The 21,568-nt window shown below is 64.1% G+C and carries 19 protein-coding genes and 2 tRNA genes; 7 read left to right on the forward strand and 14 right to left on the reverse strand.

The features are described from left to right. The first annotated feature begins 5 nt into the window (after positions 1 to 5). Positions 6 to 458, forward strand: a complete 453-nt coding sequence (locus KBY58_RS02560) for a M67 family metallopeptidase (RefSeq protein ID WP_255002692.1) — start codon at positions 6 to 8, stop codon at positions 456 to 458. Between the two features lie 10 nt (positions 459 to 468). Next, a complete protein-coding gene (gene moeB, locus KBY58_RS02565) occupies positions 469 to 1,641 on the forward strand; it encodes a molybdopterin-synthase adenylyltransferase MoeB (RefSeq protein WP_255002694.1) in 1,173 nt (390 codons plus the stop codon). An 8-nt stretch (positions 1,642 to 1,649) separates the two neighbouring features. On the opposite strand, the gene KBY58_RS02570 is transcribed toward moeB, so the two are convergent. Continuing rightward, on the reverse strand, positions 1,650 to 2,807 hold the full coding sequence (locus KBY58_RS02570; protein ID WP_254934789.1) for a cob(I)yrinic acid a,c-diamide adenosyltransferase: 1,158 nt from the start codon (positions 2,805 to 2,807) through the stop codon (positions 1,650 to 1,652). Positions 2,808 to 2,853: 46 nt separating this feature from the next. On the opposite strand from KBY58_RS02570, the gene larE reads away from it, so the two are divergent. Then, positions 2,854 to 3,765 (forward strand): ATP-dependent sacrificial sulfur transferase LarE, encoded by a 912-nt coding sequence (larE, locus tag KBY58_RS02575; protein ID WP_409995705.1) that lies wholly within the window; start codon positions 2,854 to 2,856, stop codon positions 3,763 to 3,765. Here larE and speD read toward each other — a convergent pair. After that, positions 3,762 to 4,241 (reverse strand): adenosylmethionine decarboxylase, encoded by a 480-nt coding sequence (gene speD / locus KBY58_RS02580; RefSeq protein WP_255002696.1) that lies wholly within the window; start codon positions 4,239 to 4,241, stop codon positions 3,762 to 3,764. The two genes, larE and speD, sit on opposite strands and share 4 nt — an antisense overlap. 27 nt (positions 4,242 to 4,268) lie before the next feature. After that, positions 4,269 to 5,381, reverse strand: a complete 1,113-nt coding sequence (gene recF / locus KBY58_RS02585; RefSeq protein ID WP_255002708.1) for a DNA replication/repair protein RecF — start codon at positions 5,379 to 5,381, stop codon at positions 4,269 to 4,271. 110 nt (positions 5,382 to 5,491) lie between these two features. Between recF and KBY58_RS02590 the strand changes: the two genes are divergently transcribed. Then, positions 5,492 to 5,565, forward strand: a tRNA-Arg gene (locus tag KBY58_RS02590). A gap of 491 nt (positions 5,566 to 6,056) precedes the next feature. On the opposite strand, the gene ppc is transcribed toward KBY58_RS02590, so the two are convergent. From ppc to KBY58_RS02630, 7 genes are all read right to left on the reverse strand, one after another. Then, on the reverse strand, positions 6,057 to 8,987 hold the full coding sequence (ppc, locus tag KBY58_RS02600; RefSeq protein ID WP_255002697.1) for a phosphoenolpyruvate carboxylase: 2,931 nt from the start codon (positions 8,985 to 8,987) through the stop codon (positions 6,057 to 6,059). A 32-nt stretch (positions 8,988 to 9,019) separates the two neighbouring features. Further along, positions 9,020 to 10,144, reverse strand: a complete 1,125-nt coding sequence (gshA, locus tag KBY58_RS02605; protein WP_255002698.1) for a glutamate--cysteine ligase — start codon at positions 10,142 to 10,144, stop codon at positions 9,020 to 9,022. Between the two features lie 29 nt (positions 10,145 to 10,173). Then, positions 10,174 to 11,715: an anthranilate synthase component I family protein gene (locus KBY58_RS02610; protein WP_255002699.1), complete on the reverse strand. Its 1,542-nt coding sequence runs from the start codon at positions 11,713 to 11,715 to the stop codon at positions 10,174 to 10,176. Between the two features lie 76 nt (positions 11,716 to 11,791). Beyond that, positions 11,792 to 12,223, reverse strand: coding sequence for a photosystem I reaction center subunit II PsaD (locus tag KBY58_RS02615; protein WP_254934783.1), 432 nt, complete (start codon positions 12,221 to 12,223; stop codon positions 11,792 to 11,794). A 78-nt stretch (positions 12,224 to 12,301) separates the two neighbouring features. Continuing rightward, positions 12,302 to 13,711, reverse strand: coding sequence for a sensor histidine kinase (locus tag KBY58_RS02620; RefSeq protein WP_255002700.1), 1,410 nt, complete (start codon positions 13,709 to 13,711; stop codon positions 12,302 to 12,304). After that, positions 13,705 to 14,982 carry a rod shape-determining protein RodA gene (rodA, locus tag KBY58_RS02625; protein ID WP_255002701.1) on the reverse strand — a complete coding sequence of 426 codons (1,278 nt, stop codon included), beginning with the start codon at positions 14,980 to 14,982 and terminating at the stop codon, positions 13,705 to 13,707. The genes KBY58_RS02620 and rodA overlap by 7 nt, the downstream gene beginning before the upstream one ends. Before the next feature lie 5 nt (positions 14,983 to 14,987). Further along, positions 14,988 to 16,154, reverse strand: a complete 1,167-nt coding sequence (locus tag KBY58_RS02630) for an Mrp/NBP35 family ATP-binding protein (protein WP_255002702.1) — start codon at positions 16,152 to 16,154, stop codon at positions 14,988 to 14,990. Positions 16,155 to 16,279: 125 nt separating this feature from the next. Here KBY58_RS02630 and hemF point away from each other — a divergent pair, with 125 nt between their 5' ends. Next, positions 16,280 to 17,356, forward strand: coding sequence for an oxygen-dependent coproporphyrinogen oxidase (gene hemF, locus KBY58_RS02635; protein WP_255002709.1), 1,077 nt, complete (start codon positions 16,280 to 16,282; stop codon positions 17,354 to 17,356). On the opposite strand, the gene KBY58_RS02640 is transcribed toward hemF, so the two are convergent. Together KBY58_RS02640 and KBY58_RS02645 are read right to left on the reverse strand one after the other, a co-directional pair. Then, positions 17,319 to 18,155: a dehydrogenase gene (locus tag KBY58_RS02640; protein WP_254934778.1), complete on the reverse strand. Its 837-nt coding sequence runs from the start codon at positions 18,153 to 18,155 to the stop codon at positions 17,319 to 17,321. The genes hemF and KBY58_RS02640 overlap by 38 nt on opposite strands. A gap of 18 nt (positions 18,156 to 18,173) precedes the next feature. Then, on the reverse strand, positions 18,174 to 18,725 hold the full coding sequence (locus KBY58_RS02645) for a cofactor assembly of complex C subunit B (protein ID WP_255002703.1): 552 nt from the start codon (positions 18,723 to 18,725) through the stop codon (positions 18,174 to 18,176). Positions 18,726 to 18,779: 54 nt separating this feature from the next. Between KBY58_RS02645 and KBY58_RS02650 the strand changes: the two genes are divergently transcribed. Continuing rightward, a complete protein-coding gene (locus tag KBY58_RS02650; protein WP_254934776.1) occupies positions 18,780 to 19,457 on the forward strand; it encodes a ribonuclease D in 678 nt (225 codons plus the stop codon). Between the two features lie 28 nt (positions 19,458 to 19,485). Here KBY58_RS02650 and KBY58_RS02655 read toward each other — a convergent pair whose 3' ends face one another. Next, positions 19,486 to 19,743 carry a hypothetical protein gene (locus KBY58_RS02655; RefSeq protein WP_254934775.1) on the reverse strand — a complete coding sequence of 86 codons (258 nt, stop codon included), beginning with the start codon at positions 19,741 to 19,743 and terminating at the stop codon, positions 19,486 to 19,488. 28 nt (positions 19,744 to 19,771) lie between these two features. Beyond that, positions 19,772 to 21,055, reverse strand: a complete 1,284-nt coding sequence (locus KBY58_RS02660; protein ID WP_255002704.1) for a lipid-A-disaccharide synthase-related protein — start codon at positions 21,053 to 21,055, stop codon at positions 19,772 to 19,774. A gap of 44 nt (positions 21,056 to 21,099) precedes the next feature. Between KBY58_RS02660 and KBY58_RS02665 the strand changes: the two genes are divergently transcribed. Further along, positions 21,100 to 21,170 (forward strand) — tRNA-Cys (locus KBY58_RS02665). The last annotated feature ends 398 nt before the right edge of the window (positions 21,171 to 21,568 follow it).

Raw genomic sequence — 21,568 nt, forward strand, 5'->3', positions numbered from 1 at the left:
TCGGTATGCACCCCCAAACGCCAGCTCTGGTTATGGCGGATCTCCGTCTGGTTGGGGTGCTCGAGCGGATCCTGGCTGCGGCAAACCCCCAGGAGGGCTGCGCCCTATTGCTGGGGCAAAGACAGGGCGATGCCCTTGTGCTGCGGTCGATTTGGCCCTGTTGTAACCGCTGGCCAGAGGCGGCTGAACGGGGCAGCAGGTTTGCGGTGGATCCGCGCGAACAATTGCTGGCTCAAAAATGGGCACGGCTGCACAAACAGGCGGTATTGGGATTTGCCCACAGCCATCCCCAGGCTGGCCCGGATCCATCGGCCACCGACCTGGAACTGGCGGTGGCACCAGTGTTGATGGTGATTCAGGGGCTGGCTGCAGGGGGTGGTCCGCCGGTATTGCGCTGCTGGTGGATTGAGGACAATGGTGTTCAGCCCCAGCCCCTGCCATGGAGAATGGGGAGCTGATCCTGTAGCCATGCTTCCTCCCGACACCAGCGGCGTTCAGCTCAGCCCCGATGAGGTGGCTCGCTTTGCCCGGCACCTGATCCTTCCCGAGGTGGGAATGGAGGGCCAAAAGCGCCTTAAGGCCTCCGCCGTGCTCTGCGTGGGCACGGGCGGGTTGGGCTCACCATTGCTTCTCTATTTGGCCGCGGCGGGAGTGGGCCGGATCGGGATTGTCGATTTTGATGTGGTCGACCACTCCAACCTGCAGCGCCAGGTGATCCACGGCACCAGCTGGGTGGGCAAGCCCAAGATCGAATCGGCCAAGGCCCGGATCCTGGAGATCAACCCCTACTGCCAAGTGGATCTCTACGAAACCGCCCTCACCAGCGACAACGCCCTAGAAATAATTCGCCCATACGACATCGTCTGCGACGGCACCGACAACTTCCCCACCCGCTACCTGGTGAACGACGCCTGTGTGCTGCTGGGCAAGCCGAATGTGTACGGTTCGATCTTCCGCTTTGAGGGCCAGGCCACGGTGTTCAACCTGGATGCGGAGAGCCCCAATTACCGCGATCTATTTCCCGAGCCGCCACCGCCTGGGATGGTGCCCTCCTGCGCAGAGGGCGGCGTGGTGGGGGTATTGCCGGGGATCATCGGCGTGATCCAGGCCACCGAGGCCTTGAAGATCATCACGGGCATCGGCACCACCCTCAGCGGCCGGCTGCTGCTGTTCGATGCATTGGGGATGAAGTTCAGGGAGTTAAAGCTGCGCCCTAACCCCGAGCGGCCGGTGATCGACAGGCTGGTGGATTACCAGGAGTTTTGTGGAGTGGGCGGCAGCGCTCCAGGCCAGGAGGAGGCGGGAGCCGTGGAAAGCATTTCGGTTACGGAGCTGAAAACCCTGCTCGATGGCGACAGCAGCGGCCTGGTGCTGATCGACGTGCGCAATCCACCGGAGGCGGAAATTGGGGTGATCCCTGGGGCCAGCTTGATTCCCCTGGATCTGATTGAAAACGGCACGGCCGTGGAGCGCATTAGGCAGCTGGTGGAGGGCAAACAGCTCTATGCCCATTGCAAGCTGGGTGGCCGCAGCGCCAAGGCCCTAATTGCCCTGAAACGCCATGGCATCGAAGGGATCAATGTGGAGGGCGGTATCGACGCCTGGAGCCAGCAGGTTGATTCGAGCGTGCCCCGCTATTAATCACCGGATCAGTAGTCCACGCCGCGCTTGAGGTCTATGCCCCTCTCGGCATAGTGCTTGTGGCAGACCATTTCTGAAAAGACGCTCGCCAATTCGAAGTAGGCCAGGCGGTTCTTGCAGCGGCCGGTGAGGATCACCTCCGTTTCGGCCGGTTTGCGCAGCAGGGTTTGCACAATCGGTTCCACCGGCAGCAGTTCGAGGTCCACCGTGGGGTTGATCTCATCGAGGATCACGGTCTTGTAGAGGCCGCTGGCGATTGCGGCCCGGGCTATCTCCCAGGCCCGCTCCGCTTCCACGTAGTCGATTGGTTGCTGCTGGCCCCGCCAGACGATGGCATCGCGGCCAGAGCGCAGGTGATCCACCAGGTGGGGATAGCTCTCGCGCAGGGCCGCAATGGCGGCATCTTCCGTGTAGCCGGAACCCCCCTTTAGCCACTGGAGGATCAGCACCCGGTGGCTTTTGTCCTGGCTGATGCCCCGACCAATGGCCTGGAGCCCCTTGCCCAGGGCACTGGTGGATTTGCCCTTGCCTTCACCGGTGTAGATCTCGATGCCGGTGATGCCTGGATCGGCCTGTTGATGGGCCCGCATCTCCGAGTGCAAATCCGCCAGTTGGACCAGCTCCCGCGGAGCGCCCCTGCCGGTACAGATCACCTCCATCCCCGCAGGTTTAGAGGCCAGGGTTTTGGCCACCTCGGCGGCATCCAATAGGCCCAGGTCGAGCACGGGGTTGAGCTCGTCGAGCACCACCACCGAGTAGAGGTCGCTGGCGATGGCGCCCTTGGCGATATCCCAGCCGCGCTGGGCCTCTTGGCGATCAAATTTTGTGGCCTCCTCGGCCGTAAAAAAATCACCACGGCCCGTGCGGACTTGGTCGATTAGGTGGGGGAAACCCTGCTGGAGGGCCTCGATGGCGGCGTCTTCGTCGTAGGCGCGGCCGGGGCCCTTGAGGAAGCGCAGCAGCAGCACCCTGGTGCGTTTCTGCTCGCAGATGCCCAGGCCAATGGTGCGCAGCACCACGCCAAGGGCAGCCTGGCTTTTGCCCTTGCCATCACCGTCGTAGACATGCAGCTGGCCGTGGGCCCTTTCATCGCTGCCGGCGGCGGTGCGGATGCCGATCCCCTTGCCGGTGCCCCTCTGCGGCGTTTGGGTGCTGCTGGGGGCCATGGGGGCGCTGGGGTGAGACTGGATGCTACCGGCGATTGCCAGGCCCTTGAGCCAGCCCTTCACCCTGCTTGAAACCCTGCCGGAGCCCACGGCGGCGGCCCTTGCCCAGCTCCGCGGGCTGGTGGCTGCTGAGGGCTCCGTGGTGGTGGCCTATTCCGGCGGGGTGGATAGCTCCTTGGTGGCGGCCATTGCCCTGGAGCAGTTGGGCAGCCGCGCCGTGGCAATTACGGGTGTGTCTCCTGCCCTGGCGCCCCACCTGCGCCGGGAGGCAAGCCAACAGGCGGCCTGGCTGGGGATCGCCCACCGGGAAATTGCCACCGCTGAATTGGCCGATCCCGCCTATGCCAGCAACCCCGAGGAGCGTTGCTACGCCTGCAAGCAGACCCTGCATCTGCAGCTGGCCCCCATCGCGGCAGCGGCGTCTGGGGCCAGGGTGCTGGATGGGGTGAACCTGGATGATCTGGGCGACCATCGACCCGGCATTCGGGCCGCAAGGGAGCAGGGGGTGTTCTCCCCCTTGGCAGAGGCGGGCATTGATAAGGCTTCTGTGCGCCAGATTTCCAAGGCCCTGGGCCTGCCTTGGTGGGACAAGCCCGCCCAGCCTTGCCTGGCCTCACGCTTTCCCTACGGCGAGCCGATCACGGCCCAAAGGTTGGAGCGGGTGGCGGCGGCTGAGGCTTGGCTGCTCCAGCGGGGTTGGCCCCAACTGCGGGTGCGCAGCCAGGGGAGTACGGCAAGAATTGAGCTGCCCGAGGCCTGTTTGGAGGCGGCGCTGCTGGGCTGGGCCGAACAGGGGGCGCGCCAGGAGCTGGTGACAAAGTTTCGCCAACTCGGCTTCAGCGCCGTTGCCCTGGACCTGGAGGGCCTGGTGAGCGGCAAGCTCAACCGGGATCTGGCCAGTTTTGGTCCCCCATCTGGCCCTGGCCCCCCATCTGGCCCTGGCCCCCAAGCGGACTAGAGGGGGTTGGCGGTTTTGGCTGGATCCCTTTCGGCGCCGGCGATCCAGCCGGGGGTTTCCCTGCGGAAACTGGTCAGCTTGTGGCGGCCCGATTCCAGTTCTTCGGCCAACACCTGGCAGGCTTTTTCCGGCATGGTGTGGTCACCGCAGGTGAACACATCAACCGCCGCGTAGCCCGATTCGGGCCAGGTGTGAATCGAGATGTGGGATTCGGCCAGCAGGGCCAAACCCGTCACACCCTGGGGATCAAACCGGTGGGTGATCAGATTTAGGAGCGTCGCACCAGCCTGTTTGGCTGCCGTGGTGATCGCTGTCCTGAGAAAGGCTTCGTCGTCGAGCTTGGCGCTATCGCAGTTGTAGAGCTCGAGAATGCAGTGTTTTCCAACCGTGTCGGAAAGGGAAGAATCGGCAGGGGCCATGGAGGCAGCACCGGTCCATCCCGGGTTGGGGTGGAGGCAGGGCAGGCTCCTGGTCATCGAATCCGAGCTGACAGGCCGGCCACCTCAAGTGCCGATCTCCAGGCAGCCGGCGCGCATTTTGATCACCTGACTCTGGGCTTGCCAGCCCCCCTCAAAGGCGCCGAGATGGGTGGCACTAACCAGGCATTGGTGGCCCTCCCCCACCGCCTCCAGCAGCAGTTGTTGGCGATCCGGATCGAGTTCTCCCAGGACGTCATCGAGCAGCAGCAATGGGGGCTCGCCCAGCACCTCTTGCACCAGTTCCAGCTCGGCCAATTTCAGGGCCAGGACCAGGGTGCGTTGCTGGCCAGCCGAGCCGTAGCGGCGGGCGGTCTGTTCGCTGAGCAGTAGGCCAACCTCATCGCGGTGGGGGCCAACCGCGCATTGACCCAGTCGCAATTCCTCTGGGCGTTGGGCGGCCATTTGGGCCGCCAGGGCCTCACGCCAGGGCCCTTCCTCGCCGTCATCGCCCGTTAGCAGGGTGCCGCTTTGGTATTCCAGCCGCAGTTGCTCGCGGCCGCCGCTGAGCCGCTGCTGCCAGGCGGCGGCCAGGGGTTCCAGCCGGCGCAGGGCCCTAGCCCGACGCCGGTGCAGGCGGGTGCCGACCAGGGCCATCTGCAGATCAAAGGCATCGAGCAGGGCCGCGACTTCACTGCCGCCCAGGCCGCGGCGCAGCAATTGGCTGCGTTGCCTCAGCAGCCGGCCGTAGCGGCTCAACAGCTCGCCATAGACCGGCTCCAGCTGCAGCACCACCCGATCTAGCCACTGGCGCCGCCCGGCGGGCTCGCCCCGTACCAGGTCGAGGTCGAGGGCGCTAAAGCCCACGCAGCGCAGCGATCCCAGGAGGTCCAGTTGGCGATCGAGCAGCTTGCCGTTGCGGTTTGCACTGCGGCCGCCGCTGCGCCGCAAATCCAGTTGCAAGCTGTCGCCTGAACTGGTCAGTGCCGCCAGGCGGCTGCTGGGCTCGCCATGGGCGATTAGGTCGCGGTCGGAGCTGGTGCGGTGGGAGCGCAGGCTGCCCAACAATTCCACCGCCTCCAGCAGGTTGGATTTGCCTTCCCCATTGGAGCCAATCACCAATAGGCGCGGGGCATCCAGCTCCAGCTTCAGGGGCTGCAGGTTGCGGAAGTGCCGCAGCTCCAGGTGGTGCAAGCGGATAGGGCTGATGCGATGAGCGGTTAAGGTAGGGCCATCGGGGCCAAGCCCTGGTTGGCCTCAACGCTTATGGCTTGCCAGTTCAAGGCTTGCCCTAAAGCCTAGAAGCGCATGGGCATGTAGCTCAGTTGGATAGAGCATCAGATTCCGGTTCTGAGGGTCGGGAGTTCGAGTCTCTCCATGCTCGTTTTGCTCCCTCTGCATCAGCAGGGGGAGTTTTTTTTATGGCAAGCCCCATGGCCCTAATGCCACTTGGATCCACCACAAAACCAAAGTGCTCCAGGGGCTTTACCGCCGCTGGGGGCGCTGAAAGGGAGATGCTGCAGCCCGAGAGCTCCCGCCGCAGCTTGCCCAGGGCCGCATACACAAGTACGGCCAGGAGGCCGGCCTGGTCGGCTTCAGCCTGGTCGCAGCAGAGGTCCCAGAGGTTGGCGTTTAGGGCCAGGTCGCTGGTGGCCCGCACAAAGCCCACCAACTGGCCGCCGGGTCGATAGATGGCGAGGTGCCAGATGCTGTGCTCGAGCACCCGCTGCCAGCGCTGGGCTTCCCGGGGCCTGTCGCCACTGCCAACCAGCAGGCCATTGAGGGCGTCGGCATCGGGGTAGGGGTCGGATACCAGGCTGTAGCCCTCCGGCAGGGAGGGGGGAGCTGGCTGGCTGCGAAAGGGAAGCACCTCGCCTAGCCGGTATTGCGCATGCCAGCGGCAATGCCATTGATGGTGAGCAGGGCACCGCGCAGCAACTCGCTGCGGCTGTAGGTGCGGCCGTCTTCGCTGCTGCCAATCGCCTCACTCATCGGGGGCTGGCGGTTTTGATCGCGGAGGCGCCGCAGCAGGGCCACCTGCAAAAAGCCCAGGGGAATGATCGTGCGATTGCGCAGGTCCACGGAGAGCTGCAGGGCGGGATCCCCATCGAGCAGGCGGGTGTGGCCGGAAATCTGCAGCACCAGGTCGCGGGTTAGGGCAAATTCAGTGGCGATGGTCTCGAAGATTTGCTCGAAGGCCTCTTTGTTTTCGGGGCGACCCAGGGCTTGCACGTAGTGGTGGGCCAGATCGATGTCGACCTTGGACAGGGTCATTTCCACCTTGGAAATCAGCATCCGGAAGAAGGGCCAGCGCTGGTAGAGCAGCCGCAATAGCTCCAGCTGTTGGGCGTCCTGCTCCAGCTCGTCCTGCAGGGCGGCCCCCACCCCAAACCAGCTGGGCAACAGGAAACGACTCTGGGTCCAGCCGAATACCCAGGGGATGGCCCGCAGGCTCGAGAGATCCTTGGCTCCCCCCTTGCGGCGGGCCGGCCGGCTGGAGATTTGCAGTTTGCTGATCTCTTCGATCGGGGTGACCTGCTGAAAGAAGGCCACCAGATCTGGATTGTCGTGGACCAGGGCGCGGTAGTGGTCGCGGGAGCGGGCGGCCAGGCGGCCCATCAGGGAGTTCCAGCTGGGGTTTCCATCGACCGGTGCACTCACCAAGCTGTTTTGCAGCACGGCGGTGGTGACCGTTTCGAGGTTGTAGAGGGCCAGCTCCGGCAGGGAGTACTTGGAGGCGAGCACCTCCCCCTGTTCGGTGATCTTGATCCGGCCGCCCAGGGTGCCGCCGGGTTGGGCCAGAATTGCCTGGTAGGCAGGGCCGCCGCCGCGTCCCACCGAGCCCCCCCGGCCGTGGAAGATCCGCAGGGCCACCCCATTGCCGATGGCGATGGCCTGCAGGGCGATCTGGGCCTTGTGGATTTCCCAGTTGCTGGAAAGGAAGCCGGAATCCTTGTTGCTGTCGGAGTAGCCCAACATCACTTCCTGCAGGGGCTGGTTGGCCTCGTTGCTGGTAAGTAAGCGGCGGTAGAAGGGCTGGCTGAATAGCTGCTCCATCACCTCGGGCGCTCCCTGAAGGTCTTCCACCGTTTCAAATAGGGGGACCACCAACAGTGTGGCCATTTGGGCCATCGGATCCACCAGGCCGGCCTCCTTGGCCAGCAGCAGCACCTCCAGGAGGTCGGAGACCGTGTGACTCATCGAGATCACGTAGGTGCGGCAGATGCGCTGGCCAAACTCCTGCTGCAGCCGTTGCAGCATTCGGAACACGGCAATCGTTTCTGAGGTGGCTTCGCTCCAGCTGGCTGCCACCGGTATCAGGGGGCGGCGGGTTTGCAGCTCCGAGAGCAGCCAGGTAACCCGCTGCTGCTCATCCATCTCGCCGTAGGGCACGGCCAGTTGGAGGTAGCGGCTCAGCTCATCTAGGGCGGCACTGTGGCGGGTGCTCTCCTGGCGAATATCCAGGCTCGCCAGGCAGAAGGCAAAGATTTGGGCTTGGCTGATCAGATGCTGCAGTGCTTCGCAGCTCAAGCCAGTGCCCTCGAGGCTCCCCTGAATTAGCTCCAGATCACTTCTGAATTCATCAACGGTGCTGTAGTGCAGCTCCTGGCTTGAGTTGCCCTGGCCATCCCAGGGGGATTCCCAACCCACCTCGGCGAGGTGTTGGTTGCGGCTGTGGGTGAGCCTTAGGCGCTCAAGGGTGTAGCTGAGCTTGAGCCGGTAGGGCTCCAGGCGGTAGCGGGCGGCGCGCTGTTCGTAAATCTCCGGAAAGCGCAGCCGGTCCATCTCCAGCGATTCGAGCAGGGCCGGGCTCACCTGGCTCCACTGCATTGAAATGCTCAGTTGGTCGCGCAGTTCACCGACCGATTTGATGTAGCGCTCGAGCATCAGCTGCCGCTGATAACAGGCCGTACGCCAGGTGATCTCCGGGGTTACCGAGGGGTTGCCATCGCGGTCTGAACCAACCCAGGAGCCAAAGGTGCAGAAGGCATCCCGGGGCGGCTCCACATCCGGATAGCTGACGCCCAGGGCCGTGCGAATTCGCTGCCGTAGCTGGGGCATCGCATCAAACAGCACCTGCTGGAAGTAGTGCAGGGCGTAATCCACCTCATCGAGCACGGTGGGTTTGAACTGGTGCAGCTCATCGGTGCGCCACCAGAGGCGGATCTCCTCCTCCAGCTGCATCCTTAGGCTGCGGCGCTCCAGGCTGTTGAGCAGTTCGTCCTGCTCCAGCTTTTGGATCAGGTTTGCCACCCGCCTTTGCTTGTGCCGCACGGTGTGGCGCACGATTTCGGTGGGGTGGGCCGTAAACACCAGGCGTAGGTCCAGGTCGCGCAGCAGGTTTTCCAGCTGGGCCGGCGGCACATTCAGGGCCCGTAGGCGTTCAAACAATTGGCGGAAGGTGGCCGGATCGCTCTGGCTGGCCAGGGCCGGCAAAAAGGGATCGGTGTCAACGGGCTCGACCAGGGTTTTCAGGCTGTCGAGGTAGCTGTCTTCCTCGATGTGTTGCTCGAGGATGTTGACCAGCTGGAAGTAAAGGGAAAAGGCCCTGGCGGCGGCGATCGCCTCGGCCAGATCCATCTCCCGGATCAGCTGCACGATGGCCGCGGCCGCATCGGCGGCTTCCGCCGGTTCGCTGAGTTGTTTGAGGCGCAGTAGCCGCTCGGCCTGCTCAGGCGGACATTCACTGCGCAGCACGGTTTGCCACAGGTCTTCTACCAGCTCGAGCCGCTCGCCCAGCAGACGAGTCACCCGGGGGGATGGGTCGCTGGCTGGCGGGGTTGGGTTGGGCAGTTTCTGCGGCATGGGGGCCGGAAGGCCAGTGCTCGTGGAGCTGATCATCCCAAAGGATCTCTCTCCTGGCTGTCCATCAAGCGGACTTCGCTGGCCAAGATTGCGCCGATCCCTTCTCCGGCCTGATGGCGACTGAGCCAACGCATGGCCTGGTTGCCCTGCTCCAGCACATTTTGCAGGGGGCTGAGCCGGCCTGTGAGCTCCAGTTGTTCGGCCAGGGGCGCCATTGAGGCCAGCAGGGAAGCCAGCCAGTCGCGGGCAGCGATGGGCTCCCCATTGCTCCACTGCTGCAGCTGGGCATCCAGGCTGCTGCGGGCCGCGGCTTGATCGTTGGCATCGGCGAGGGCGGCCAATTCGCTGGTGCCCAGGCTGCTGGCCAGGAGCGGATCCCAGCGCCCGCTCTCCTGCCACAGCTGCTGGAGCCTCAGCTCAATAAAGGCCGTGATGGCCAGCAGGAGGTCGGGATCACTGACCAAATCGCAAATGCGAATCTCTAGGCGGTTGAGGTCATGGGGCCTGTTGTCGCCATTGGGCCGCACGGAGGTCCAGAGGTGCCGCACGTTTTGCATCGTGCCCGCCGCCAGCTGTTCATCCATCCATTCGATGTAGTGGGCCTGGTCCTTGAACAGGGGCACCTGGGCTGGAGTTAGGGGAAATTGCAGCCAGCGCTGGGAATGGGCGCCGGTGGGGGCCCCATCGAGGAAGGGGGAGCTGGCACTTAGGGCAAGCAGCAGGGCCGCCTCACAGCGCAGCAAGCGCAGGCCCGCAAACAGGGCGTCCATCGATGGGACCCCCAGGTTGATGTGCACGCTGGCGGTGACCACCCTGGTGCCATAGGTGCTCTCGATGTAGCCGTGGTAGTCGTTTAGGGGGTCTGAGCGCTCAAAGCGGTGGCTGTCGCCCAGGCTCAAGGTGCTGCCCGGCAGCAGGGTTAGGCCCCTGGGGGCAAGCCACTGGCGCAGGCGCCTGCGGGGCTCCAGCAGCAGCTTCCTTTGGCTGGTGTAGCTGGCGTCGGGGGCGGTGATGTATTCGAGGTTGCGTTGGTCGGGCTCGGTGACGAAACCCTCCAGCTCCCGGGCCGCATCGGCCGCACAGCCCACCACGGTGCCATCGGGGCGACCGGTGTAGAGCTCCACCTCGAAGCCCTTCAGCAGACGGGTCGTGCCCATGGCAAAAGTGTCTGACCCATTGGACATATTCATTGCAGGCAGGCCAGGGCCTTGAGCATGCCCCGGGCCTTGTTGAGGGTTTCTTGGTATTCGGCCTCTGGCTTGGAATCGGCCACCACCCCGGCACCGGCCTGCACCTGCACGCGCCACTCCCCATCACTTTTTGGCAGCACCACCATCGTGCGGATGGTGATCGCCGTGTTGAGGGCGCCGGTGAGATCGACGGCTCCGTAGACCCCGGAATAGGGACCCCGGGCATCGGGCTCCAGGTCGTGGATTAGTTGCATGGCGCGAATCTTCGGTGCTCCGCTGACGGTGCCTGCAGGGAAGGAGGCCATCAGGAGGTCCCAGACAGTTTTGCCCTGGGCCAGCAGCCCTTCCACCTGGCTGACGATGTGCATCACGTGGGAATAGCGCTCGATCACCATCAATTCAGCCACTTTGACGCTGCCTGCGCGGCAGACGCGGCCCAGGTCGTTGCGGCCCAGGTCCACCAGCATCACGTGCTCGGCACATTCCTTTGGATCCGCCAGCAGATCAGCCTCTAGCCGCAGGTCTTCTGCCTCGTTTTGCCCCCTTGGACGGGTGCCGGCAATGGGCCTAAGGGAAGCGTGCACTGCGCCCGTTCCGTCGCTGGCCGGTTCGGCCTTGACCATCACCTCGGGGCTCGAGCCGATCAAATACCAGCCGCCGAAGTTGAAAAAGGCCATGTAGGGCGAAGGGTTGACCATCCGCAGGCTGCGGTAAAGGTCAAAGGGATCGCGGTTGATCGTGGTTTCCAGCCGTTGGCTAAGCACCAGCTGGAACACATCACCAGCTTCGATGTGTGCGGCTCCACTGCGCACGGATGCCTCGAAGGCCTCCTGCCCCACATTGCTCTTGGTTACTAGGTTGTTGGCGATCTCGGCGGCGCTGGCGTCGTGCCATTTGAGCGGAACAATCCCCGTGGACAGGGGTTGGTGCATGCGCTGCTCCAGGGCCTCGATGCGGGCTGCCGCCGCGCCATGGGCCGTGGTTGGATCCTGGCCGCCGCTTAGGTCTGCATAGGCAACCGCCGTGATCTGGCGTTTGACCTGGTCGAAAACCAGCAGGCTGTCGGCCAGCATCCAGCAGCCGTCGGGCGGGGAGTCGCCGTCGCTGGCGTGCACCGGCACGCTCGGTTCAATCCAGCGGATTAATTCGTAGCCCCAAAAGCCAAACAGCTGGCCCACGGGCGGCAGGCCCGGCACCGGCACGGTGGCCAGGGGGGCCAGGCACTCCTGGAGCAGGTCAAAGGGGTTGCCCTCGAGCTGCTCAGAGCGGCCATCGCGCCATTGGCGCTCGCTCACCCCACCTCGGCTTTTGAGGGTCCAGAGGGGATCGCTGACCACAAAGCTCCAGCGGCCGATGCGCTCGCCCCCTTCCACCGATTCCAGCAGGGCCCCATGGCTACTGGAAGCCCCCACCTTCAGCCAGGTGCTGAGGGGTGTTTCCAAGTCGGCCGGCCAGCATTTCCACAGGGGGATGAAGCTTTTGCCGGCCGCCACTTGGTCGAGGAAGGCTTGCTTGGCTAGGCCAACGGAGCTGGACATCGGGCAACCGGTGGGCAAAAAAAACGGGGCTTTGGGCCCCGCCTTTATAGGTGCTAGTTGGTGCGAGGCCTGACGATCAGGCGTCGAAGGTGTTTCTGCCGGTGAACTTGAGGTTCGCAGGATTGGGGTTGGCGCCAATCCGACGGGGGTTGTGGCCCACCATGGGGCGGCCTTCGTTGACCTTCTCAGGGAAGACGCCGTCCTTGGGATGGAGGAATTCGGTGTCGCCGCCGGGGAAGATCCGGTAAATCTTGTAGTCCTCAATCCGGGGCTTGAACTTTGTGCGCAGTTGGGTGCCGAGGGCGAGGCACTGCTCCTTGCGGGCGAAATACATCAGGTTCTCGCCGGCGTTCATGTGGGCGGCACCGCCGGTGGGCAGCTCAAAAACCTGCTCAGTGGAGCTGGACCAGGTGATGGCGTACTTCTCTTCTGTTTCTGCAGCGTTCAGCAGGCCACCCGTGCTGCCGATGTACTTGGGAAGTTGACCGCTCAGCGCAGTAGCTGCCATTGCTTTGGATCGTTTCAAACTGAAGCTAGCACCGTGTTTTTGGGCTCCTGGCCCCTGGCGGCTGAGTCTTCACACCCGTCAACAAATCGGGAAGAAAACGGTCAGGCCATTGCCGCTGCGCTCGGTGAGACGGCCGCCCAGGCGCTCGAAGAGCCGTTGGGTGGCCTGACGGCTCAGTTGCAAGCTGCCGGTGGCCGGGTTCCAGCTCAGAACGGGCCCCACCAGCTCCCTGGAGGTGCCGCTGGTGGGGCTGCCGCCAGGAGGGTTGCCGCCGCTGGGGGAATCGGTGCTGCTCAAGTGCAATTTCAACTTTGCCCCGGCCGGTTGAAGCGCCACCTTTACCGTGCTGCCGGAGGGAAGGCTGCGGCTGAATCGATCGATCAGGCCACCCAGCATCGTCTCCAGGCGGGTGGGATCACTGAGTACGGGCGGTAGGTCCACGGCAATCTCCAGCTCCAGTTGGAGGTCGCGACGGGCTAGTTGCTTTTGCCAAATCTCCTCGAGTTGGCCCAGCAGGGCGCTGAGATCGGTGCGGGCTAGGGCATCGGGGCCTAGGGGCACTTCGCTGCCGGGCTGCCGCTGGAGCTCGGCGGCCAGGAAGATCAGGCCAAAGCGGTCGATTTGTTCACTGCATTCCCCATCGATTTGCTCAAGCCGTTGACGAACGATCGGGGGCATGTCGCCGCGCTTGAGCAGGGAGCGAATCAGGGTGCGAATCGTGGCAAGCGGCGTGCGCACCTCATGGGTGAGCGCCTCGAGCAGGGCCAGTTCACTGCTGGCTGCTTTGCCCGGGTCGCCGCCGCCATGGACCAGGGGTTGGAGGGTGACACTGGGGGCGATGGCGGCTAGGCGTTCGGCTAGGCGGGGCCAGAAGCGCAGCACCAACTGTTCATCGCTCTGCAGGGAGCCGAGTTTTTGGAGGTTGCTGCGCAGGATCTCCGCGGCCGCTGGATCGCTGGCCTGCAGACGACGGTTGATCAGGCCCAGGGCGGAGGAGAGCACCTGGGGGTCAAAGCGCACCACCAGTCGGCGGGCCTTGGCAGGGCCATCCAGGCAGAGGGCCACTTGCACCTTGGGGGTAATGACCAGCAGCAGGGGATCGGTGCCGTCGTCATCGCCGAGGGGCAGCCTTTGGAAGCCGCCCCCTGAGGGCATGCCAGTTGCTGGGCCGCGGCCGATGGGCAGGAGGCTGGAGGCTGCCGGTAGTAGATCCTCCAGTTCGGAAGGGGCCCATACCCAGCCCTGGAGCTGCTGCAGCAGGCCCGGTTCATAGAGGGCTGGCAGGGGAGCGGCGAGCCACACCCCCTGTAGGCCCTCCTGCTGGAGGAGGTCGTCCTGCAGGGTGGCCAGGGCTGCCCACCACTGGCGCCTGACGCTGTCTTCATCACCCGTTCCGGCGGGCACCCCATCGGCCAGGCTGCGGCGCAGGGCGGCCAGGCTGAGCTCGGTGTTTACCTTGCTTGGGTTTGACCCGTTTGGGTTCACCATGGCTCTGTGTTGGCCCTGCCGCGCCGGGCCACGGAGGAGCAAAAGCCCAGGGCGGCGAAGTTCACTAGCATGGCCGAGCGCCCGTAGCTCATCCAGGGCAGGGGAATGCCAGTTACGGGGCCCAGGCCAATCGTCATGAAGATGTTGACCAGTATTTGGAACATCAACATTGCACCCACCCCAACCACCACCAGCGATTCGAAATCGCTCCGGGCTTGCCTAGCGATCACCAGCAGGCGCCACATCAGCAGGCCATAGGCACAGATCACCAGCAGGCAACCCAGAAAGCCCATTTCTTCCCCCAGGGCGCTGAAGATGAAATCGGTGTGCTGCTCAGGGATAAAGCGCAATTTTGTGAGATGGCCCTGGAGCAGACCGGTGCCAAACCACTCGCCAGAGCCAATGCCGATTTTGCTCTGCATCAAGTGATAGCCGGCCCCCAGTGGGTCCTTGGCGGGATCAAGAAAAACCAGCAACCGATCGCGCTGGTAATCCTTGAGGCCGTGTAGCCAGAGGTAGGGGGTAATCAGGGCAAATAGGCCCTGGATCGCCACTACTACCGCCATTGCTACCCGTTGCCAGGGCAGGGAGCTCCAGGCCAGGTAGGTCATGAGGGGTATCCAGCCGGCCAAGGCCCAGGGCCAGCTGCCCGCCAAAATTGCCGCGACCAGCGGTGAAAGCAGCAGCACCAGCCAGGGCGTGGGCATGCCCGCCCAAAACAACATCACCAGCAGCACCGCCCCAAAAACCAAGGAGGTGCCCAGATCGGGCTGGATAAACACCAAAATCCAGGGCAGGCCAATCAGGGCGCTGGGCCGGATCAAATCCACCGGTCGCTCGATTGGATAGCGCGCCAAAACCCCTGCCAGCAGCAGGATGGCCGCCATTTTGGCGAATTCCGAGGGCTGCACATGGAAGCCGGCAATGCTGATCCAGCGCTGGGCCCCTAAGGCCGAGGTGCCGACAAATCGCACCGCCAGCAGGCTGACCACCGTGAGCCCATAGAGCGGCGCGAGTAAGGAGTTGATCCGCTCAAGGGGCAGCCTGGCGAGGATCAGGGCCAGGGCCATGCCCACGGCCGCCGTAATCCAGTGGTCGTACCAATCGGCGTAGGAGGCCTGCCTTTGGGTGCTGGCGATCAGGCCGCCGGCTAGGGCCGTGAGGCCGAGGGGCACGCCCCAGAGAATTTTGTCGACGTCGTCGTACCAACGGCGGCGTTTTTGGTCGCCCCCGCCAAAGAATTTCTGACGCCGGCCCAGCAGGCTCGCCATGGCCTTTAGCTAGGGGCCAACTGCTCGACTTGGAGCAGCTTGGCGAGGGCCTCAAAGGCCTGGGCCGTTACCGATTCGGGTGCACTCAACACCACGGGCCTGCCGTCGTCGCCGCCCTCGCGCACGGGCATTTCCAGGGGTAGTTCGGCCAGTAGGGGCACCCCGGCCTCCTGGGCCAAGGTGGCGCCGCCGCCACTGCCAAAGATCGGATACCGCTTTTGCGGCGCGTCGGGCGGAATGAAGGCACTCATGTTTTCCACCACCCCGAGCACATTTACGCCCATTTGCAAAAACATCGCCAGGCCGCGGCGGGCATCCTGCAGCGACACCTGCTGGGGCGTGGTGACAACGATCACCCCCGCCATGGGCACGGCTTGGGCCAGGCTCAATTGGGCATCACCGGTGCCAGGGGGCAGGTCGACCACCAGCACATCCCGCTCGCCCCAATTCACCTGGTATAGAAACTGGCGAATGATCCCGTTCAACATCGGGCCCCGCCAAATCACCGGTTGGTTTTCGGCAATTAGGAGCCCCATCGAAACCATGGCGATGCCGCAGGTCTCGATCGGGGTGAGCACCTGGGATGGGCCCTCGCCCTGCACCTCCGGGGTGCGATCGGCCACCCCGAGCATGGTGGGGGCGTTGGGGCCGTAGATGTCGGCATCGAGCAGGCCCACCTTGAGGCCGCGGCCAGCCAGGGCACAGGCCAGATTTACGGCCACCGTGCTTTTGCCCACACCGCCTTTGCCGCTGCTCACGGCAATCACCTTCTTGACCCCGGGGATCGGCTGGCGCTCCGGCACCTGGCCGTGCCCCGCTGCTCCATGCCCCGCTGCGCCGTGACCCGCTGCGCCGATTGGGGCTGCCCCCGCCGGCTGGCCCACTTCGATTTGCACTTCCTTGATGCCCTCAAGGGCCAGCAGGGCTGAACGCGATTCTTCGGCAATGCGACCCTGTTGGCCCTGGGCAAAGCCCGGCAGCGCCAGGCGAATTACGGCCCGCTCGCCCTGGAGCTTGGCTGGGCCAATCCAGCCCAATTCGACCACGCTGCGGCCGCTGCCCGCATCCTTGACCCCCTCCAGGGCGCCCTGGGCCTGCTCGAGAGTGGCCGCGGCATTTGCTCCAGAACTAGCCCCAGAAGTTGGCTCAGAGCTGGGCGCAGTAGGCGGCACGGATGTGGGGCTTCTAGGGCCCGTGATCCTAGGAGCCGTGACAGAGCTTCTCGATCCCTTGTCTCGGGGCTGGCTGGCCTGAAAATGTGGGTGGAACTCCCCTTGCCCCCATGGGCACGCGCTCAATGCTTAAGGCCTGGCTAAACCGCAAAAAAGCCTCGCCCCTGGAGATCCCCCTGGAGACCCCACCCCCAGACTCCCGCGCCAGGGCCAAGGCCCTGTTGATGGGCCTACAGGATTCGATGTGCGCCGGCCTCGAGCAACTCGACGGTGAGGGGCGTTTTCAGGAAGAAAGTTGGGAAAGGCCCGAGGGGGGCGGCGGACGCTCGCGGGTGATGAAGGCTGGCCGCATCTTTGAGCAGGGCGGCGTCAATTTCTCAGAGGTAGAGGGCGATCAACTGCCCCCCTCGATCCTCAGCCAAAGGCCGGAAGCCAAGGGGCAGCGCTGGTTTGCCACGGGCACCTCGATGGTGTTGCACCCCCGCAATCCCTATGTGCCCACGGTGCACCTCAACTACCGCTACTTCGAGGCTGGCCCGGTTTGGTGGTTTGGCGGTGGGGCAGACCTAACCCCCTACTACCCCTTCCTTGAGGATGCCAAGCACTTTCACCGCACCATCAAGGGAGCCTGCGACTCTGTAAACCCCGCCTATTACAAGGTTTTCAAGCCCTGGTGCGACGAGTATTTCTATTTGAAGCACCGCGATGAAACCCGCGGGGTGGGCGGAATTTTCTACGACTACCAGGACCCCCGCGGGGTGCTTTACAAGGGCCAAGACCCCGAAGGGCCCGCAGCCCAGGTGAGCAATGCCAATGGGGCGTTAGCCCAGGGCTGGGAGCAGCTTTTCTCCCTGGCTTCGGCCTGCGGCAATGCCTTCTTGCCCAGCTACGTGCCGATCGTGGAAAAGCGCCATGCCCTTGCCTATGGCGAGCGGGAGCGCCAGTTCCAGCTCTATCGCCGCGGTCGCTATGTGGAGTTCAACCTGGTGTTTGACCGCGGCACGATCTTTGGCCTGCAAACCAATGGCCGCACTGAATCAATTTTGATGTCGCTGCCTCCCCTGGTGCGCTGGGAGTACGGCTACAGGCCTGAAGCTGGCAGCCGTGAGGCGCTCCTCACCGAGCTCTTCACCAGGCCCCAGGATTGGTTGGCGGATGGGGCCCTTAGGGAGCGTTGCTCACCACATCAGGCGGTGGACTGATTGGCCCAAAGCCATTGATGTCAATGGCGAGGTTTGTGTCAGTAGGCGGCTGTTTTAGGCCGATGTGCAGGGCATTGACGATCCGCTCGGCAATGGCCGCCACGGTTGCTTCGCGGGTCTGGGGATTGCGCAGCGACTGCTCAAGGGAACCCTCCAACTTGCCCACCTCCAGAATGGCGATCCCCCTCTTTGGGGCGCCCAGGCCATCGCGAAAGTTCCTGGGATAGGCCCCAAAGGCCGCCGCCAGGCTTTCGTCGATATTGCTGAGGGGCTTGTTGATTGGTGGAATTAGGCCCGATCCCACCCCATCTCTGCCGTATGCATCGAAGTGGATTTCCATGGCGTAGCCGCCTTGATTTACATGGGCCTTACCGATGCTCCAGGTGGTGCGTGGATCGCTGCCACTGGCAATTGATCGGCTAGGGGGGTCGTAAAAGCGCATGCTTAGGCCGCGGCTTTGGCCCAGGGCCACCACTGCCTGGGCAACCTGGAGATTCCAATAGAGCTCATCGGTCATGCCGCTCTGCATCGGCCGGGCGCCATAGAGGGAGACTGCAGCTCCTCCGGTGCCCGAGCCGCCCACACCCTGGGAATCGGAGTGGCCAGCCATCACCAGGATTTCGGTGCTCGGATGGGCTGAATTAATCCCCAACCAGTTTTTGCTGTATGGCGCCCGCGTGCCCAGCAGGGGATCGGCGCTGGCAGCCAGGTTTTGGGCCTGGGCGCCAGTTGCCAGGGCCAGGCATGCGGCGATCAAAGCGAAGCGGCTGAGTTTGGTTTGCAAGGGCAGACGCTTCATGGTTTGGCTTGATTCCAGCTAGATAGGAGAACTCAGAAGGGCCCCATCGCTGGCCAGTTGTAGCGGCTCTGCCAACTCCAATTCCAGGGCGATCAGTTCATCGCGGTGTGCCCTTAGCCGCAAACTGCAGCCCTGGCCTTCGATTTCCTTGACCAGGCGCAGATCCAGGCTTTCATCGCGCTCGGCCCGGCGGCGATATAGAAATCCGGCCAGGGGGCCGGCCAGGGCCAGCAGCAGGGGCCACCAGCCCAACTGGGGCAACAGTTGGCGGATCACTAGGCCGAGGCAGGCGGCGCCCACGGCGCCCAGCAGTGAAAGCAGCAGGGCCAGGGTCGCGCTGGAGCTCACCTGACCGCGGAAGCGCAGTAGCTGTTGCTCGGGATCGCCGCCGTTGGCCTGCCAGCCCCGGGCGGTGAGCCAAAGGCTCAGGCCCTCGAGCACCTCGAGGGCGGGCTTGCCCGAATGCACTTCAACGATCGTGGTGCGGTCCTTGCTGGCGGCCCGCAGGAAAAAGACCAGCCCGATGGCCAGTAGCAGGGTGAGCAGCAGGGTAGAGCCGGTGTTGGCCATGGAACCCATTCTGCCTTTGGCTTGCAAGCATGGGTGATCCCCGCCCCTTTGCCGATGGCCGCGCCCTCCCCCGCCAGCAACCTGCCAGCCCCCGCCCGTTTCGCTGTTTTTGATGGGGACCTCGATGGCGAGTGGGCGGCCCTCTATGCCGGAGCCCGGGCCCTGGCGGTGGATACCGAAGCGATGGGCCTGATCCATGGCCGTGATCGGCTCTGTCTGGTGCAGATCTGTGATGACCACGACAACGTTTGCTGCATCCGGCTTTCCAGGGGCCAGGACGGCGCCCCCCTGCTCAAGGCCCTCATGGAAAACCCAGCGATCGAGAAGGTTTTTCACTTCGCCCGCTTTGATGTGGCGGCCTTGGCCGAAAACCTGGCCATCACGGTGAATCCAATCTTTTGCACCAAGGTGGCCAGCCGCTTGGGCCGCACCTACAGCCCTCGCCATGGCCTCAAGGAGGTGGTGCAGGAGCTGGTGGGAGTGGAGCTCGACAAGCAGGCCCAAAGCTCCGACTGGGGCCAGGTGGAAGATCTTAGCGATGCCCAGCTGGCCTATGCGGCAGGGGATGTGCGCTACCTACTGGCCGCCCGCGACCGGCTGGAAACAATGCTCAAGCGGGAGGAGCGTTGGGATTTGGCCGAGCGCTGCTTTGGCTGCATCCCGGTGTTTGCGGAGCTGGATCGCAACCGCTTTCACCTGCTCTTTGAGCACTCCACCGGCGGCAACCGCTGAGCCTGAGTCTGGGCCTGGTTGGTTGAGTTCAGTCTTCAACCATGAACTTGTCGTCGTTGCCGACGGCTTCTAGCAAGGAGGTAAGTAATTCATGGTTGTTTTCGCCACCGGCCAGGGCCTCGGCCAGGAGCTGCTCGGCCAGGGCCAACTTGGCCTGGCTATCGCGGATGTCTTGCTGGGCGGCCCTGACCTCCACCTTGCGACGGGCCGAGGCCAGGCTGATGCCCAGTTGGCTCGCCAATTTGCCGCAGGCTCCGTTGTAGGCCCGATCGGGAATGCCAGCCATGGCTTGAGGAGCCCCTAAGAGATCAGCATCATCCCAGCCGGTCTGATGCCAACAACCGCTCGGCCACTAACCCGGCCAGCTGGGCGCTGCCGCCAGGGCCCCCCATCCGTTGGCGACCGCGGTTTCCCAGTTGCTGGCAGAGGGCCGGTTCCGCCATGAGCAGGGCCAGCCTTTCGGCTAATTCCCGGCTTCCGTGGCAGGGCAGCACCGCTCCGCCCAGCAGACGACTTTGGCGGCGGGCAAAGGGGGCCTTGAATTGGGGGCCTGGCCCTGGCAGGGAAAGCACCGGCACCCCCAGGCCCACCAACTGTTCGGTGGCCGTGCCTGCCGTGGCTAAGCCCAGCTCTGCCCAGGGGGCCCAATGGTTAAAGCAGCCGGGGCCGAGCACCAGCTGCAGGGGTGCCCTGGGCCGCGGCAGCTCCCAAATCGATTGCTGCAGCAGGTTGTCGCTTCCCCGGGAGTCGTTGGCCCCCTGCCGCCAGCCAGCCTGCTGCAACAGGGAGGCCCAGGCGGGGGCGTCGGGTTGGCTGCCGCAGGCCACTAGCACGGTGGTGGGAGCTGGTAGTTCAGGCAGCAGCTTGAGGGCAGCGAGCAGTCGGCTGGCGTTGCCCAGGGCCTCGGGCATCCGGCTACCCGGCAGCATCAAAATGCGTCGCTGGCCCCTAAGCCAATCGGGCAGGGGTATGGCAGCAAAGCCATCCATCATTGGATTTCCCGGCGCCAGTGCGTTCAGCCTATGGCGCCTGAGGCCCCGGGCGGTGAGGCCATCCCTTACGGCCACCAGCCGGCAGCGCCGCTGGCCCATCAAGGCCCATTCCCAGGGGTCCCATTCGCTGCCTTTGCAGCGGTGGTAGGCATCGGCCCAGGTAGATCGCCCCCAGCCCTGGGGGGGGGCGGAGGCCCAGGTGTAATCGCTCTTGGGGGTGCCGATGAAGCCAAAGGGCGCTCCGCTCAAGGATGCCAACAGCAGGGGCCAAAGGTCGCCAACGGCAAGCACGGGATTGCCCGTTTTCCCCCAGCGCCGCACCAGCTGCCACTGGCGCCAGCTCAATAGGGGCAGTCCGGCGGCTAGATCCCGGCCCAGGCCGCCCAGGCTTTGGTTGCTGAAGCCACCGCTGGGCAGTTTTTGCCTCGCTCCGACCAGCTCGAGGCTGCCATTGCGACTGGCGGGACCAAAGACTTCGCCCTCCCCCACCAGGGGCAGTACCGCAATGGGCGGGCAGCCACCGCGCTTGACCAGGGCTTCGATCACCCGGAGGGCTATCAAATCCTCCCCGTGGCCGTTGCTTAAGACCAGCAGGCGGGAGGACATGCCATGGCTGATACGATCCGATTAGGGGATTTTGCTCCCTGGCCGGCGGCATGGCCAAGTGGTAAGGCAGAGGATTGCAAATCCTTTACCCCCAGTTCGAATCTGGGTGCCGCCTTTGTTTAATGCGTGAGACGAGGCGCTGATTTACGCGTGCCGTTTGCTGCTTAAGTTGTGCCTGGCAAGGTGTTTGTAGCGTTAAGCGCTAGGTGCTCAATGGGGAGTTTGTGCCGCTTCTTGGAAGGTGAGCGGAAGGTGAATCTGGCGCTCATTGGGTCCTCTGTCAGGAACCCAGAACTCACCTTCCAGCGGTCAAGTCAGTTGGTGCGCCAACCAGCGTCTTTAGGAAGTCTTCTCATACAAAGCACTTAGAAGACCCACACGGAGTAAGCATTTGTGCCCATCCTGGGATCAAGGCATCAAGTACAAATGAATCAAGAGCAAACCAACCTCCCAGCAACGGCGTTGCGCTGGGATGCGAATGGAGAACTCTGCTCTGAGGATTTCGAACGCCTG

This window comes from Cyanobium sp. HWJ4-Hawea, from assembly GCF_024345815.1.
In the GTDB taxonomy this organism is placed as follows: domain Bacteria; phylum Cyanobacteriota; class Cyanobacteriia; order PCC-6307; family Cyanobiaceae; genus Cyanobium_A.

Coding starts and splice junctions, on each gene's coding strand:
- KBY58_RS02640 (WP_254934778.1), bottom strand. CDS start 18,155: ATGAAGCGTCTGCCCTTGCAAACCAAACTCAGCCGCTTCGCTTTGATC.
- KBY58_RS02650 (WP_254934776.1), top strand. CDS start 18,780: ATGGCCGCGCCCTCCCCCGCCAGCAACCTGCCAGCCCCCGCCCGTTTC.
- KBY58_RS02610 (WP_255002699.1), bottom strand. CDS start 11,715: ATGTCCAGCTCCGTTGGCCTAGCCAAGCAAGCCTTCCTCGACCAAGTG.
- hemF (WP_255002709.1), top strand. CDS start 16,280: ATGCTTAAGGCCTGGCTAAACCGCAAAAAAGCCTCGCCCCTGGAGATC.
- KBY58_RS02655 (WP_254934775.1), bottom strand. CDS start 19,743: ATGGCTGGCATTCCCGATCGGGCCTACAACGGAGCCTGCGGCAAATTG.
- moeB (WP_255002694.1), top strand. CDS start 469: ATGCTTCCTCCCGACACCAGCGGCGTTCAGCTCAGCCCCGATGAGGTG.
- KBY58_RS02615 (WP_254934783.1), bottom strand. CDS start 12,223: ATGGCAGCTACTGCGCTGAGCGGTCAACTTCCCAAGTACATCGGCAGC.
- KBY58_RS02560 (WP_255002692.1), top strand. CDS start 6: ATGCACCCCCAAACGCCAGCTCTGGTTATGGCGGATCTCCGTCTGGTT.
- speD (WP_255002696.1), bottom strand. CDS start 4,241: ATGACCAGGAGCCTGCCCTGCCTCCACCCCAACCCGGGATGGACCGGT.
- KBY58_RS02645 (WP_255002703.1), bottom strand. CDS start 18,725: ATGGCCAACACCGGCTCTACCCTGCTGCTCACCCTGCTACTGGCCATC.
- ppc (WP_255002697.1), bottom strand. CDS start 8,987: ATGCCGCAGAAACTGCCCAACCCAACCCCGCCAGCCAGCGACCCATCC.
- rodA (WP_255002701.1), bottom strand. CDS start 14,982: ATGGCGAGCCTGCTGGGCCGGCGTCAGAAATTCTTTGGCGGGGGCGAC.
- gshA (WP_255002698.1), bottom strand. CDS start 10,144: ATGGGCACGACCCGTCTGCTGAAGGGCTTCGAGGTGGAGCTCTACACC.
- KBY58_RS02620 (WP_255002700.1), bottom strand. CDS start 13,711: ATGGTGAACCCAAACGGGTCAAACCCAAGCAAGGTAAACACCGAGCTC.
- KBY58_RS02660 (WP_255002704.1), bottom strand. CDS start 21,055: ATGTCCTCCCGCCTGCTGGTCTTAAGCAACGGCCACGGGGAGGATTTG.
- KBY58_RS02570 (WP_254934789.1), bottom strand. CDS start 2,807: ATGGCCCCCAGCAGCACCCAAACGCCGCAGAGGGGCACCGGCAAGGGG.